This window comes from Pseudomonas sp. FSO-7 (genome assembly GCF_059579345.1).
Genome location: NZ_CM184193.1, coordinates 4,421,893 through 4,436,273 on the forward strand (window position 1 = coordinate 4,421,893; position 14,381 = coordinate 4,436,273).

General features: G+C 59.9%; 13 protein-coding genes. 3 read left to right on the forward strand and 10 right to left on the reverse strand.

What is annotated here, in order from left to right:
* Positions 1-687: 687 nt before the first annotated feature.
* From ltrA to AC515T_RS19210, 7 genes are all read right to left on the reverse strand, one after another.
* Positions 688-2,055: a group II intron reverse transcriptase/maturase gene (ltrA, locus tag AC515T_RS19180; RefSeq protein WP_496529475.1), complete on the reverse strand. Its 1,368-nt coding sequence runs from the start codon at positions 2,053-2,055 to the stop codon at positions 688-690.
* A 432-nt stretch (positions 2,056-2,487) separates the two neighbouring features.
* Entirely contained in the window at positions 2,488-4,230 is a 1,743-nt protein-coding gene (locus tag AC515T_RS19185) for an ABC transporter substrate-binding protein (protein WP_122568455.1), read from the reverse strand.
* Positions 4,231-4,276: 46 nt separating this feature from the next.
* Positions 4,277-4,549, reverse strand: coding sequence for a DUF2160 domain-containing protein (locus tag AC515T_RS19190; RefSeq protein WP_053184018.1), 273 nt, complete (start codon positions 4,547-4,549; stop codon positions 4,277-4,279).
* Positions 4,550-4,559: 10 nt separating this feature from the next.
* Positions 4,560-5,360, reverse strand: coding sequence for a carbohydrate ABC transporter permease (locus AC515T_RS19195; protein ID WP_092167007.1), 801 nt, complete (start codon positions 5,358-5,360; stop codon positions 4,560-4,562).
* Between the two features lie 10 nt (positions 5,361-5,370).
* The gene (locus tag AC515T_RS19200) at positions 5,371-6,237 is read right to left on the reverse strand and encodes a carbohydrate ABC transporter permease (protein WP_496529621.1); all 867 of its coding nucleotides are present in this window, start codon (positions 6,235-6,237) and stop codon (positions 5,371-5,373) included.
* A complete protein-coding gene (locus AC515T_RS19205) occupies positions 6,234-7,343 on the reverse strand; it encodes an ABC transporter ATP-binding protein (RefSeq protein ID WP_496529622.1) in 1,110 nt (369 codons plus the stop codon). Before AC515T_RS19205 ends, AC515T_RS19200 begins: the two co-directional genes overlap by 4 nt.
* Entirely contained in the window at positions 7,343-8,437 is a 1,095-nt protein-coding gene (locus AC515T_RS19210) for an ABC transporter ATP-binding protein (protein WP_496529623.1), read from the reverse strand. Before AC515T_RS19210 ends, AC515T_RS19205 begins: the two co-directional genes overlap by 1 nt.
* Before the next feature lie 421 nt (positions 8,438-8,858).
* On the opposite strand from AC515T_RS19210, the gene AC515T_RS19215 reads away from it, so the two are divergent.
* Positions 8,859-10,703, forward strand: coding sequence for a sigma-54-dependent Fis family transcriptional regulator (locus AC515T_RS19215; RefSeq protein WP_496529624.1), 1,845 nt, complete (start codon positions 8,859-8,861; stop codon positions 10,701-10,703).
* A 228-nt stretch (positions 10,704-10,931) separates the two neighbouring features.
* Here AC515T_RS19215 and AC515T_RS19220 read toward each other — a convergent pair whose 3' ends face one another.
* Positions 10,932-11,444 carry an anti-virulence regulator CigR family protein gene (locus AC515T_RS19220; RefSeq protein WP_496529625.1) on the reverse strand — a complete coding sequence of 171 codons (513 nt, stop codon included), beginning with the start codon at positions 11,442-11,444 and terminating at the stop codon, positions 10,932-10,934.
* A gap of 127 nt (positions 11,445-11,571) precedes the next feature.
* Here AC515T_RS19220 and AC515T_RS19225 point away from each other — a divergent pair, with 127 nt between their 5' ends.
* Entirely contained in the window at positions 11,572-12,783 is a 1,212-nt protein-coding gene (locus tag AC515T_RS19225) for an MFS transporter (RefSeq protein ID WP_496529626.1), read from the forward strand.
* A gap of 233 nt (positions 12,784-13,016) precedes the next feature.
* Positions 13,017-13,223: a hypothetical protein gene (locus AC515T_RS19230; protein WP_192260888.1), complete on the forward strand. Its 207-nt coding sequence runs from the start codon at positions 13,017-13,019 to the stop codon at positions 13,221-13,223.
* Between the two features lie 53 nt (positions 13,224-13,276).
* On the opposite strand, the gene AC515T_RS19235 is transcribed toward AC515T_RS19230, so the two are convergent.
* Together AC515T_RS19235 and AC515T_RS19240 are read right to left on the reverse strand one after the other, a co-directional pair.
* Complete coding sequence (locus AC515T_RS19235) at positions 13,277-13,585, reverse strand: AzlD family protein (RefSeq protein WP_496529627.1); 309 nt, start codon at positions 13,583-13,585, stop codon at positions 13,277-13,279.
* The gene (locus AC515T_RS19240; protein ID WP_496529628.1) at positions 13,582-14,292 is read right to left on the reverse strand and encodes an AzlC family ABC transporter permease; all 711 of its coding nucleotides are present in this window, start codon (positions 14,290-14,292) and stop codon (positions 13,582-13,584) included. The genes AC515T_RS19235 and AC515T_RS19240 overlap by 4 nt, the downstream gene beginning before the upstream one ends.
* Positions 14,293-14,381: the final 89 nt, after the last annotated feature.

The following is a 14,381-nucleotide window of genomic DNA, read 5'->3' on the forward strand; positions in this document are numbered from 1 at the left end:
CCACCAAACCTTGTGGGAGCGAGCCTGCTCGCGATGGCGGCGGTACATTCAGCCTCCCAGTGACAGATACACCGCTTTCGCGAGCAAGCCCTCTCCCACAGGAGACCAGGGTGTACGCAACATCCATGCTCGCCACCAAACCCTGTGGGAGCCGGGCTTGCCCGCGATGGCGGCGGTGCATTCAGCCTCCCAGTGACAGATACACCGCTTTCGCGAGCAAGCCCGCTCCCACAGGAGACCAGGGTGTACGCAACATCCATGCTCGCCACCAAACCCTGCGGGAGCCGGGCTTGCCCGCGATGGCGGCGGTACCTTCAGCCTCCCAGTGACAGATACACCGCTTTCGCGAGCAAGCCCGCTCCCACAGGGGACCAGGGTGTACGCAACATCCATGCTCGCCACCAAACCCTGCGGGAGCCGGGCTTGCCCGCGATGGCGGCGGTACCTTCAGCCTCCCAGTGACAGATACACCGCTTTCGCGAGCAAGCCCGCTCCCACAGGGGACCAGGGGTTACACAACATTTACGCTCACCACCAAACCCTGTGGGAGCGAGCCTGCTCGCGATGGCGGCGGGTCTGTCTGCCGCGGTAAGCCCAGGATCGGCATAGGGGACGGCCTTCATAGGCCGTTCCCCTGCCACACCACCCGGCATGCGGGTCCGCACCGGGCGGTTCGAGAGATTGAGGTCAGGAGAGACGCGGTAAACCCAAGCTGTCGAACCAGGCGATACTCAGCACACGGTTCAGCTCATACCGGCTGTTGCTCCACCAACGGCGAGCATTCCCCGCGATCTTCCTCGCGACTTCCACACTCGCCCCCAGTGCCCGCAACGCCCGGTAGGTCGTCGTTCCGCGCTTCCATTGCTTGAGCTGGATTGCTCGTAATCGGTGCCGTATCCATTCGTCCAGCTCGCGCCAGACGGCTGGGGTTTGCGACAGTCCGAAATAAGCTTTCCAACCCAGAATGTAAGGGCGCAGATCATCGACGATCTGCTGCAAACTACGGCCACATGAGCGTCGGGTGTGCCAGCGTATTCGCTGCTTGAACTGCTTTTGCGCTTTAAATGAGACGGCTCGCTTGGCTTCGCCCTGAGAGGCCCAGAAGGCGTATCCCAGAAACTTGCGACCAAACGCACTCGTCACCGCACTCTTGCTCTCGTTGACGCTCAAGTGCAGCTTTTCATACAGACACTTGAGCAAGGACATCACTCGCTGCCCGGCCTTCTGACTGCGAACGTACACATTCGCATCATCGGCATAGCGCACAAAACTATGACCTCGGCGTTCAAGCTCTCGATCCACTTCGTCCAGCAGCACGTTCGCCAGCAACGGCGACAGCGGGCCGCCTTGCGGCGTCCCCAGGCGGCTTTTCTCGACCACGCCATTGATCAGCGTTCCCGCATCCAGATACGCACGGATCAGGCGAATGACCGCCTGATCTGCTATCCGTTTGCGTAAGCGATCCATCAAGATGTCGTGGTCGACCCGGTCGAAGAACTTCTCCAGATCAACATCCACTACCACCTTGAGCCCCGCAGACACATGGCGCTGAGCCGCCAGGATGGCGTCCTGCGCACTGCGCCCCGGACGAAAGCCGTAGCTGTGTTCACTGAAGGTTGGATCGAGCAGTGGTTGCAGGACTTGCAGCAGCGCTTGTTGAATCAACCGGTCGGTGACCGTTGGAATGCCTAACTCGCGTTCACCGCCGTCAGGCTTGGGAATGACCACGCGCCGTACCGGACTGGGCCGGTAGACGCCTGAAAGAAGCTGTTCGCAGATCACAGGCCATCGGGACTGCAAAAGTTTGGCGGTCTGTTCAATGTCCAAACCGTCGACTCCAGCAGCTCCTTTGTTGGCCCTGACTCGTCTCCAAGCCCGTTTCAGGTTCGCTCTCGCAAAGGCCCGTTCCAGCAGCCCTTGCCCTGCGTTGTAGGATTCATCTTGCGGGCAATTGACCTCGTCGCTGATGGAGGCACTCACGGCTTCACCGCTCGCGTCCCTCCCATCCGCCCCGCGTTTGGCAGGCATCTGACTTCCGGTCTTTCGCATCAACATGGCCTATGACGCTTTCTCTCGTTCGGCCCTTCGTCAAAAAAAAGAAAAAAAGACTACTACGGCCTCTGCTGACTTCTCGCTCCGGTTTGCACCGTCGCCCTTTCAGGCATAAGGCGAGATCTCCCCAGGTAAGAACGCAATCCTTCACCGCACAGCCGCCGGATCTACGCAGCCGCCCTTTGACCACAAGAGTTTCGCGGTTTTTGGCCCGCTCACCCTGGTCGGCTTCGCCTTATATCCGGTTCTTGTTCATCGGCTCACGGCTTCGCTCCACGCTTCCTCCCCACACTCGGTCGCCCTCATGCAGTTGCGCTTCACTTCATTCGCTGTGGTCAGCTTACGGCGGGACTTTCACCCACAAGATTGCGCCCATGCTGGGCGCACCAAAAAAAACGGCACCTTTCGGTGCCGTTCGTTTTCACATTCGGGGCTTTACTTGCGTGCCGCCTCCCATGATTTCAACAGCTCGGTGTAGCTCACGGTTTCGCCTTTAGGCTTCTCGTTCGCCAGTTTCGGCTTCGGTGCGCCCGGTTGGTCGAACCAGTATTGCGCGTCGCGCTCAGGGTTCATCTTAGGTGCACAGGTGGCTTGGGCCTTGGAGCGTTCCAGGCGGGTCATGATTGCGTCCTGGTCCTTGGCCAACCCGTCGAGGGCCTGCTGCGGCGTTTTCTCGCCACTGGCGGCTTCGGCGATGTGGCTCCACCACAGTTGCGCCAGGCGCGGGTAGTCCGGCACGTTGGTCCCGGTCGGGGTCCATTGCACACGGGCCGGGCTGCGGTAGAACTCCACCAGGCCACCGAGCTTCGGTGCCAGGTCGGTCAGCGCCTGGGAGTTGATGTCCGACTCACGAATCGGCGTCAGGCCCACGATGGTCTTCTTCAGCGATACGGTCTTGGATGTCACGAACTGCGCATAGAGCCAGGCCGCGAGTTTCTGCTTCTCAGGCGTGGACTTCATGAACGTCCAGGAACCCACGTCCTGATACCCCAACTTCATGCCCTCTTCCCAGTACGGACCGCGTGGCGAAGGTGCCATGCGCCATTTCGGCGTGCCATCGGCGTTCATCACCGGCAGGCCCGGCTTGGTCATGTCGGCTGTGAAAGCGGTGTACCAGAATATCTGCTGGGCGATGTTGCCCTGGGACGGCACCGGACCGGACTCGGAGAAGGTCATGCCCGCCGCCTCCGGTGGCGCGTACTTCTTCATCCAGTCCACGTATTTGGTGGTGGCGAACACGGCCGCGGGACCGTTGGTGTCGCCGCCACGGGTCACGCTGGAACCGACCGGATGGCAGTCTTCGACGCGAATGCCCCACTCGTCCACCGGCAAACCGTTGGGCAGACCCTTGTCGCCACCACCGGCCATGGAGAACCAGGCATCGGTGAAGCGCCAGCCCAGGGACGGGTCTTTCTTGCCGTAGTCCATGTGACCGTAGACGCGCTTGCCGTCGATCTCCTTGACGTCTTCGGAGAAGAACTTGGCGATGTCTTCATAAGCCGACCAGTTTACCGGTACACCCAACTCGTAGCCGTATTTCTCCTTGAACTTGGCCTTCAGGTCCGCACGCTCGAACCAGTCGGCACGGAACCAGTACAAGTTGGCGAATTGCTGGTCGGGCAGTTGATAGATCTTGCCGTCCGGCGCGGTGGTGAAGGAAATGCCGATGAAATCCTTCAGGTCGAGGGTCGGCGAGGTGTAATCCTTGCCTTCATTGGCCATCAGGTCGGTGATCGATTCGGTCTTGCCGTAGCGAAAGTGCGTACCGATCAAGTCCGAGTCGTTGACCCAGCCGTCATAGATATTCTTGTCCGATTGCATCTGGGTCTGCAGCTTCTCCACCACGTCGCCTTCCTGGAGCAGGTCGTGGGTCAGCTGGATCCCTGTGATTTCGCTAAAGGCCTTGGCCAGTACCTTGGATTCATATTCGTGGGTGGCGATGGTTTCCGACACCACGTTGATTTTCATCCCGCGAAACGGCTGGGCGGCCTTGATGAACCACTTGAGTTCTTCGAGCTGCTGCTCGGCTGTCAGGGTCGACGGCTTGAATTCACTGCCGATCCATTTTTTAGCGGCGTCTTCATAGGCGTCGGCCCAGGCCGTAGCGCTCAGCCCGCTGAGTGCCAGCATGGCTGCCAATGAAACGCTATGTCGCAGCTTATTGTTTTTATCGAACATAGAGACCTCCTGTTTGGGTTTGAGAGCTTTCGTCGAACCTTTGCGACTAGCCCCACCGCATCACTGCCAACAGCCACACCCAAGACAACGCGAACGCTATCCAGATGCTCCAGTCGGTGGCGCCGATCACCAGCAGGTGCAGGTAGGCGCTACCGAGAAGACCGATAAACAACCGATCGCCACGGGTGGTGGCAATCGGCAGGAAACCACGCCGAGGGATGCTCGGCGAACGCAGTTCCCACGTGGTCATGCCCGCCAGCAGCAAGGCGATGACCGCAAAAAAAGCCGCCGTCGGGCCGGTCCAGTTCATCCATTCCATCATCGACTCCTCAGACCCGGCCCAGGGCAAAGCCCTTGGCCACATGGTTGCGAACGAACCAGATCACCAGCATGCCCGGCAGGATGGTCAACACCCCCGCCGCCGCCAGCACGCCCCAGTCGATACCCGACGCCGACACGGTGCGGGTCATGACCGCCGCGATCGGCTTGGCATTCACCGAGGTGAGCGTGCGCGCCAGCAACAGTTCGACCCAGGAAAACATGAAGCAGAAAAATGCCGTGACACCGATGCCGGAGCCGATCAACGGAATGAAGATCTTGGCGAAGAACTTGGGGAAACTGTAGCCGTCAATGTAGGCGGTCTCGTCAATTTCTTTTGGCACCCCGGACATGAACCCTTCGAGGATCCACACCGCCAACGGCACGTTGAACAGGCAGTGGGCCAGGGCCACCGCGATATGGGTATCGAACAACCCGATAGACGAATACAGCTGGAAGAACGGCAACAGGAACACCGCCGGTGGGGCCATGCGGTTGGTCAGCAGCCAGAAGAACAGGTGCTTGTCCCCCAGGAACCGATAGCGGGAAAACGCATAGGCCGCTGGCAACGCGACGCCCAGGGAAATCACCGTGTTCAGGCTCACGTAGTACAGCGAGTTGAGGTAACCGGTGTACCAGCTCGGGTCGGTGAAGATCACCTTGTAGTTGTGGAAGGTGAAATCCTGCGGCCACAAGGTCAGGCTGCCAAGGATCTCGGTGTTGCTCTTGAACGACATGTTCAGCAGCCAGTAGATGGGCACCAGCAGGAACAGGATGTAGATCAACAGCGGTATCAGCTTCTTCTTGCTCATTGTGCGGGCCTCAACGGTTGGCGTCGGAGTGCGTCATGGCGGTGTAGAACAGCCAGGACACCAACAGAATGATCAGGAAATACACCAGGGAAAACGCCGCCGCCGGGCCCAGGTCGAATTGGCCGATGGCCATCTGCGTCAGGGTCTGGCTGAGGAACGTGGTGGCGTTGCCCGGCCCGCCGCCGGTGAGTACGAACGGTTCGGTGTAGATCATGAAGCTGTCCATGAAGCGCAGCATCACGGCGATCAGCAGCACGCTCTTCATCTTCGGCAACTGGATGTGACGGAACACGGCCCAGTTCGATGCCCGGTCGATCCGCGCGGCCTGGTAGTACACGTCGGGAATCGCCCGCAGCCCCGAATAGCACAACAGCGCCACCAACGACGTCCAGTGCCAGACGTCCATCACCAGCACGGTGACCCAGGCATCCATGGTGTTGGCCGCGTAGTTGTAGTTGATGCCCATGCCGTTGAGGGTCGAGCCCAGCAAACCGATGTCGGCGCGGCCGAAGATCTGCCAGATGGTGCCCACCACGTTCCACGGGATCAGCAGCGGAATGGCCAGGATGATCAGCACCAGAGACGACCATTTGCCCTTGGTGGGCATGGTCAGGGCGATGGCGATGCCCAGGGGAATTTCAATCAGCAGCACGCACGCCGAGTAGATGAACTGGCGCAGCAACGAGTCGTGCAAGCGTGGATCGAGCAGCACCTGCTTGTACCAGTCGGCGCCGACGAAATAGCGGCTGGACTGGTCGAAGATGTCCTGCACCGAATAGTTGACCACGGTCATCATCGGGATCACGGCGCTGAAGGCCACCAGCAGGAACACCGGCAATACCAGCCACCAGGCCTTGTTGTTCTGCACCTTGTTCATGGCTGCACCTCGCTCAACGGTTCCAGCAAATACTCATCGGCATAGACCATCAGCCATTGGGCCGGAAAACTGATGTACGCCGTGCCTTCGGGCACGGGCTTGTCTTCGGCCAGGCGGACCTTCAGCGGTGCACCATCGAGGTTGAGGGTCATGATCTTGTAGGTGCCCAGGTCTTCGACGTGCACCACGTCGGCGCGCATCGCGTCGTCGTAAGGGCCATCCCAGACATGCACGAACTCGGGACGGATGCCGACCTTCAGGCTCTTGCCCTCGGCTTCGGCGATACGCCGTTGCAAGGTTTCCGACAGCGGCAAGTGGGTCGAGGCGAAGCCGACGCCACCGGGCTGCGCCGTGACCTCGATCAGGTTCATCCCCGGGCTGCCGATGAAGTAGCCGACAAAGGTGTGGCTCGGGCGCTCGAACAAATCCCGGGGCGTGCCGAACTGTACGATCTGGCCGCCGTACATCACCGCGATCTTGTCGGCGAACGTCGAGGCTTCCAACTGGTCGTGGGTGACGTAGACCATGGTGATGTTGAACTGCTCGTGGATCTGCTTGAGCTTGCGCCGCAGTTTCCATTTCAGGTGCGGGTCGATCACCGTCAGCGGCTCGTCGAACAGGATCGCCGACACATCGTCGCGCACCAGCCCGCGGCCCATGGAGACTTTCTGCTTCTCATCGGCGGTGAGGTTACGGGCTTTTTTGTCCAACAGGTTCTGCAGGTCCAGGACCTCGGCGATTTCCTGCACTTTGGTGTGGATCCGCGCCTCGGCCATGCCCTGGTTGCGCAGCGGGAACGCCAGGTTGTCGAACACCGTCATGGTGTCGTACACCACCGGGAACTGGAACACCTGGGCAATGTTGCGGTGTTCCGGGGTCAGGTCGTTGACGACTTTGCTGTCAAACATCACCTGCCCTTCGGAGGGGCTGAGCAAGCCGGAGATGATGTTGAGCAAGGTGGACTTGCCGCAGCCCGAAGGCCCGAGCAACGCATAGGCGCCGCCCTGCTCCCAGATGTGGTTCATCTCGCGGATCGCGTAATCCTCGGGGCCCGCCGGGGTACTGGTGTAGCTATGGGCGAGGTTCTGCAAACGAATTTCAGCCATCAGGCAACCCTCGCAATACGCAGGCCCGGGGCCTGGACCAGCTTGCCTTGGGCATCGAAGACAAACAGTTTATGGGTCGGAATGTAGATGCGAATCGGCGCGTCCACGTCGTACTCATGCACCCCTGGCAAGTGCAGCACCAGCAGGAAGTGTTCGTTGCGCACGTGCAGGAACGTCTCCGAGCCGCTGATCTCGGCCACTTCGACGGTCACCGCCAGTTCGAGATCGTCGTCGTTGCTCGGCACCAGGGAGATATGGCTGGGGCGCACGCCGAAACGGAACTCACCCTCGCCCACCGGCCGCAGGTCGACGTTCAGCGGGAAGTGCACGAAGTTGGCGAAGCTGACTTCATTGCCAGCGATACGCCCCGGCATGAGGTTGATCGGTGGCTCGGAAAACAATTCGGCGGCCAGCACGGTTTGCGGCTGGTGATAGACGGAAGACGACTTGCCGCTCTGAATCACCCGGCCCTCATGCAGGATCGTCGTGGTACCGCCCAAGGCCAGCGCTTCGTTAGGCTCGGTGGTGGCGTAGACGGCGATGGTGTGGCGGGCCTGGAACAGCTCGCGCATTTCCTGGCGCAGCTCTTCACGCAGCTTGTAGTCCAGGTTCACCAGTGGCTCATCGAACAGGATCAGCTCGGCGTCCTTGACCAGCGCCCGGGCCATGGCCGTGCGCTGCTGCTGGCCGCCGGACAGCTCCAGTGGATGACGCTTGAGGAATTTCTCGATCCGCAGCATTTTTGCGGTTTCCAGGACCTTGCCCTGGATGATTTCTTCGGACACCCCGGCCTGGCGCAACGGCGAGGCGATGTTTTCGAAAACGGTCATGGTCGGGTAGTTGATGAACTGCTGGTAAACCATCGACACGTTGCGCAACCGCACCGGGCGGTGGGTGACGTCGACGCCGTTCATCAGGATGCGGCCGCTGTCGGGCTTGTCCAGACCGGCCATCAGGCGCATGAGGCTGGTCTTGCCGGACAGCGTGCGGCCCAACAGGACGTTGAAGGATCCGGGTTCGAAACTCAGATTGGCATCGTCGATCCAGGTCTGGCCTTCGACGGTGCGACAGATGTGCTCAAGCGTTAATGACATGGCTCGGCCTTTTTATTATTTGGAGTCAAGCGACCCTGGTTTAAAAGCGAAAGCCGTGCCAGAAATCATAAGCCTCTGATCAGATTGGTTTTTCCTAAAATCCTTCAGAAAAATACGTTCGTTGATGAACAGAAGTGAACAACCATGATTGAACAACTGAACAATTCGCGGGTTGACAATGAACAATTTTGAACAACACTGAATGAACGTTTCCGGTTAGCCTGGCAGCGATTCTGTGGGAGCGGGCTTGCTCGCGAAGGCGGTGTGTCAGTCAACATAAATGCTGCTGATCCAACGCTTTCGCGAGCAAGCCCGCTCCCACAAGGATCTGTGTATGAAGTGGTATTCAGGCCTGCCCCAGCACAAGGAGTCTGTGCGAGACTTGCCACAACAATAAAAACAGCTCCTGCGAGAGTGCCCCATGGCCGCACCAGCTCCTGCCTTGTCCCACGAGGCCATCATCCAGGCCTCCTGGTCCCGTTGCCGCGCCTTTGGCCTGAATCACCAGAGCGTGCCGGCCTTCGATCAGTTGCCCGCCCAAGGCATCGCCCAATTGCTGGAAAGCCAGCATTCGCTGGTGCAGACCACCCATCAGGAGGTCTTGCCGTATTACGAGAACATCCTGAGCAATTCCAACTGCCTGATCATGCTGGCCGACAACCAGGGCCAAGTGCTGACCTCCTGGGGCACCCAGCGCTTCATCGAGCCGAAACTGGCCCATGGCTTCAGCGCCGGGGCGAGCTGGATGGAGCGCTGCACCGGCACCAACGCCATTGGCACCGCGCTGGCCTGCGAACAGGCGGTGCACATCGAACACGATGAACACTTCCTCAAGGCCAACCGCTTCATGACCGGCTCCGCCGCGCCGATCTTCGACGCCGAGCGCAAGGTCATCGCCGTGTTGGACGTCTCCAGCGACAGCTACCTGCCACCGTCCCACACCCTGGGCATGGTCAAGATGATGAGCCAGACCGTGGAGAACCGGCTGATCCTCAACCTGTTTCGCGGTGAACATTTCCAACTGACGTTCAACACCGGCTTGAATAACCTCGACAGCCAGTGGGCCGGGTTGTTGATCTTCGACGAGAGCGGCCAGGTCCTGTCGGCCAACCGCCGGGCCGACAACCTGCTAGGCCTGAGCCTGTCACGGGTCAGTATCGAAAGCCTGTTCAAGGTTTCGTTGCTGGAACTGCTGAACCAACCCGACGGCCTGCCGTTCGCCCTGCAAGCGTCCGGCAGCAATCGGTTCCAGTGCTTGCTCAGGCGCCCGAGCCAGGTCTCGATCAGAGCACGCGTCTTCACCGAGGCAACGCCTGCGCCGACTCCCGCCAGCCACGCTATCAGCCTCAACACCCTGCACTTCGGTGACAGCCGTGTGGAAAAAGCCGTGCGCCAGGCCGAGCGCTTGTTGGAGAAAGACATTCCGCTGCTGATCCACGGCGAGACCGGCGTCGGCAAGGAAGTGTTCGTCAAAGCCCTGCACCAGGCCAGCTCGCGCTGTAAGCAGCCGTTCATTGCCGTCAACTGCGCCGCGATCCCCGCCGAGCTGGTGGAATCGGAACTGTTCGGTTATGAAAAAGGCGCGTTCACCGGCGCCAACCAGAAAGGCAGCATCGGCCTGATCCGCAAGGCCGACCGCGGTACGCTGTTCCTCGATGAGATCGGCGACATGCCCCTGCCGACCCAGGCCCGACTGCTGCGGGTCTTGCAGGAGCGTTGCGTGCAACCGGTGGGCAGCGCCGAGCTGTTCCCGGTGGACATCCGTATCATCTCCGCCACTAACCGCTCGCTGCGCGAACAGGTGCAGCTGGGGCGGTTTCGCGAAGACTTGTACTACCGCATCGGCGGCCTGACCCTGGAACTGCCGCCCCTGCGCGAACGCAGCGACAAGCAGGCGCTGTTCAAACGCCTGTGGGAGCACCATCGCGAACCGACCCAATGGGCCGGCCTGAGCCGCGAGGTACTGGACCTGTTCGAACGCCATCCCTGGCCGGGCAACCTGCGCCAGGTCAGCAGCGTGCTGCAAGTGGCCCTGGCGATGGCCGAGGAACAGCCGATCCGTCCGGAGCACCTGCCCGATGATTTTTTTGTCGACCTGGAAATGGAACCGGTGGAAACACCGGAGCCGCTGACCGTGGACCTCAACGATGCCGAAGACCTGAACCGCCAGTTGCAGGCCGTGGGCGGGAACATTTCACACCTGGCGCGACGGCTGGGGGTCAGCCGCAATACCTTGTACAAACGCCTGCGACAACTTGAAAGCTGATACAAAACCTGTGGGAGCAGGCTCGCTCCCACAGGGGATTTTTGGTGAATGCCGATGACTTGAACACCCGTGACAACTGTGGGAGCGAGCTTGCTCGCGATAGCGTCAGTTCAGCCGATGATGAAGTGAGTGACAAGACGCCATCGCGAGCAAGCTCGCTCCCACAGGAGGTTCGTTTCACTGATTGGCATCACTTCGAAGAAGCTGCCCTTTGATTGAAGCACCAGGTCAGTCGAACGCACCATTGAGCACTTCATAAATGATGCCAGTAGCGATCGCCACCAGGATCAGGTCCGTCCCGACCTGCTGCCATTCATAACCGTCATAGTGGGGCAACCGCCCCAGCAACCGGCCGTCGAGCTTCTTGGCGATGCCAGGTGGCAACGGTTTGCCGCGGGCCAGGTTTTTCTGGATACCCGGCGGCAATGCCGGGCCGGGGCTCCAATAATCGCGATAGCCGCCAATCACCCCCAGAATACCGCCACGGTCGATGCTCGGGCCGTTATGCCAATCGCCGCCGCCACCGCCCTGGTTTCCCTTGCCGCCCTGGTTGCCCTTGTTGCCAGGATTTCCTTGACCACCCTTGTTGCCCTGCCCGCCCTTACCTCCCTGTCCCTGACCGGCGCCTTGATCGAATTGAGCGTTTCCCTTGCCGTTGCCCGGGTCTGCGACAACAATGCCAGGGCCCGTCGCCAGGGCGAAACAGGTCACTGCAGCAATCAACGAGCGCGATTTGAACATGGCAGTTCTCTCAAAAAAGGGATGGCCCCTGTAAAGATATAGAGACTAACGGTGATATTAGTTCCATATCACACTGTGCGCCGCTTACCGACTGGATTACACCTGAACGCCGCAATCAAGGAGCGCCATGCGCAAGGATTACCTGGCTTTTTTCGTCTCGATGTTCCTCTCTCGGTTGGCCGACCAGATCTTGCTGTTCATCGTCCCATTGATTGTGTTCCAGACCACTAACAGCGTCGCCTGGGCAGGCCTGGCCTTTTTCGTCGAATCCTTGCCACGCTATCTGGCGTTCCCGATCTGCGGCGCGTTGTGCGACAAGTTCCCGCCGATTCGCATCCTGCACATCAGCCAGGTATATCGCGCCGTGGCCTGCGGCGGGGCGGTGGTGCTGTATGGGGTCTTCGGTGGCATCTATTGGATCGTGGCGCTCTCGGCCCTCTGCGGCGTGTTGACCACCCAGGGCATCATGGCCCGCGAAGTGGTGATGCCTTACATCTTCAAGCATTACACCTACACCAAGACCCTGTCCTACTCGCAAATCGCCGACCAGACCGGCTTGGTACTGGGCCCGCTGATCGCCGCGCTGTTGCTTGAGGTGTGGGCGTGGCACTGGGTAGTGCTGGCGATTGCCGGGCTGTTCCTACTGGCGGACCTGGCCATGGGGTACTGGCAGCGCAATAGCTCAGTCACCCTGGAAACCTTCGAGCAACATCACGACCTCTGGCTGAACCCACTGCGCGTTGCCTTCGGCCACATTCGCAGCCTGGCGGAACTGAAAAAAATCATCAGCCTGGCGGTGGGCGTCAACCTGATCATCGGCGTCACCCTCGCCACGTCGGCGGCCATGGTCATCGGCCAGTACGGCGCCAGCAAGGATGATTACGCCGGGTTGCAGGCAGCCGGTGCGCTGACCACCATTGTCATCCTGTTCCTCCTGGCCCGGGTGACCTTGCCCTTGAAACTGCTGGGAGCCCTCTCCTACACCCTGATTGCCGTCGGCGCCTTCGTCACCGCCCTCAGCCCGAACACAGGGGGCTACGTCGTCGGTTTCTTGCTGATCGTCGGTTTCGACAAAATGTTCAACGTCTACTTCCGCACCCTGCGCCAACAAGTCATTCCACCCCAGGACTTCGGCAAGACCGTCGGCGTCATTACGCTGCTCAACAACCTGTCGCAACCGCTCGCGGGCCTGCTCGTCGCGGTGCTGGCCGCGCCGGCTGGCACGCAGCAGGTGATTCTGCTGCTGGCGGTTGTCACCAGTCTGATCGGAGCCGCGGTGGTCTTGGTGAACAGGCATTCAACCCTCGGAGCAAGCGTCTACCGCACCGATACCGACTGACCCTGCCGGCGCGTCGGTTTGTATTATCAGTGACTTATTGTTGAGGCATGGTTGAAACGTTGCCAGCGTCGAGGTACGTCTGCCCCTCCATTCGTCACCTGTCAAATGTCGGGGCCAACAAGCGGCCCTGTCTGGCTCAGGGTTTGCACTGGCCTGTCTTAGCAGCCAAGAACGACGTAATTCTGACGCGGCGGCAAATTAATCAATGCTTGGTCAGCAAACGGAGATGTACCGTGTCAACTCTCAACGAAATCGCAGCGAACCACGCGAGAATGGCAAAGTTAAAGGAAGAAGAGTCGATGCGGCTGAGCGCGCTTCAGGGCCAGGTGGTGGGGAGTTTTGAAATTCCACCCATCGAGGCGCCACAGGAGATGTCTCTGCACTTCATGACGGGGGGGCAGGATCACTCGTTTGGAGAAGCGGCTGCGCTGAGTTTTTGACCTGAGTGTTGATGGGGCTCCGTCGCCCGCTTGTGGGCGGGCGACTCGGCCGTTCAGAACTGCCTGGCTAAAGCCGCTGCAAATATGCCGGCCGCAATCGCCGGCAGCGGTTTTTTAAGGATCAACATGACAATTGCCGTGATCAGCAGCGCCCAGCGCGAACCGTGATCACCTTTAACGGCCAGCGGAGCCAGCACCGCCACCAACACCGAACCCGACATGGCCGTGATGAACTGCTGCACCCGATAGTTGATCGGCACAAACGACATCACGAAAACGCCGCCCCACCGAGTCGCCAATGTCACGGCGGCCATTATCAAGATGACCAGCAAGGTGCCATAACCCGCCGTTTCAATGTTCATTGTTGTTTCTCCATCCACAATGCGCCCAGAACGCCTCCCGCCAAAGCCCCCACCACGACATGACTGTTAGCCGGCAAATACCAGTAAGCCAACAGCGATGAGCAGGCCGCCACGGTCCAGATGATGAACATGCGCAGGTTCTTCTTCCCGCCCACGACCATCGCCAACAAGAAACAGCCCATCACCATATCGAGCCCGAAACTGACCGGGTTCTCGATGGCGCTGCCAAAATGAAGCCCCAGCCAACTCCCCAAAATCCAAGTGACCCAGAGTGCAATGCCGCCGCCGAACAGAATCCCCAGCCCCGGCTTGCCCCGATTGAACGCCTGCATCGCCATGGCCCAGTTGGCGTCCGAGACAACCAGCATCACACCGTAGCGTTTGGCAACGGGTAACTCACGCAACCACGGGTAAAGCGTCGCGCCCATCAACAAGTGCCGGGCGTTGATGGCGAAGACGGTGATCATCAGCGGAACGACCGGCACTTGCTGCCCCCACAGATCCAGCGCGGCAAACTGAGAAGCGCCGGCAAAAACCAGGGTACTCATGAGCACGGCCGACGTATCGCTCAAGCCCGTTTGCGCAGCCGCCAGGCCGAAAGCAACGCCGAACACGACGACAAAAAGAGAAATGGGGATCAGTTGCTTGAAACCGTCGTAAATGTGCTTCAGCTTTAGCTCATGCAAATGGGGTTGATCGCTCGACAAAACATCGCCTCTTCTGGTTATCCACGGTGTAAAAGCTGGGAGTATGAGGCTGAATCTTCATGTGGAAAACTTCTTGGCGGACCTATACC

Excerpts from the sequence above, each read along its gene's own strand:
- ltrA (WP_496529475.1), bottom strand. The coding sequence starts at position 2,055 with ATGTTGATGCGAAAGACCGGAAGTCAGATGCCTGCCAAACGCGGGGCG.
- AC515T_RS19185 (WP_122568455.1), bottom strand. The coding sequence starts at position 4,230 with ATGTTCGATAAAAACAATAAGCTGCGACATAGCGTTTCATTGGCAGCC.
- AC515T_RS19190 (WP_053184018.1), bottom strand. The coding sequence starts at position 4,549 with ATGGAATGGATGAACTGGACCGGCCCGACGGCGGCTTTTTTTGCGGTC.
- AC515T_RS19195 (WP_092167007.1), bottom strand. The coding sequence starts at position 5,360 with ATGAGCAAGAAGAAGCTGATACCGCTGTTGATCTACATCCTGTTCCTG.
- AC515T_RS19200 (WP_496529621.1), bottom strand. The coding sequence starts at position 6,237 with ATGAACAAGGTGCAGAACAACAAGGCCTGGTGGCTGGTATTGCCGGTG.
- AC515T_RS19205 (WP_496529622.1), bottom strand. The coding sequence starts at position 7,343 with ATGGCTGAAATTCGTTTGCAGAACCTCGCCCATAGCTACACCAGTACC.
- AC515T_RS19210 (WP_496529623.1), bottom strand. The coding sequence starts at position 8,437 with ATGTCATTAACGCTTGAGCACATCTGTCGCACCGTCGAAGGCCAGACC.
- AC515T_RS19215 (WP_496529624.1), top strand. The coding sequence starts at position 8,859 with ATGGCCGCACCAGCTCCTGCCTTGTCCCACGAGGCCATCATCCAGGCC.
- AC515T_RS19220 (WP_496529625.1), bottom strand. The coding sequence starts at position 11,444 with ATGTTCAAATCGCGCTCGTTGATTGCTGCAGTGACCTGTTTCGCCCTG.
- AC515T_RS19225 (WP_496529626.1), top strand. The coding sequence starts at position 11,572 with ATGCGCAAGGATTACCTGGCTTTTTTCGTCTCGATGTTCCTCTCTCGG.
- AC515T_RS19235 (WP_496529627.1), bottom strand. The coding sequence starts at position 13,585 with ATGAACATTGAAACGGCGGGTTATGGCACCTTGCTGGTCATCTTGATA.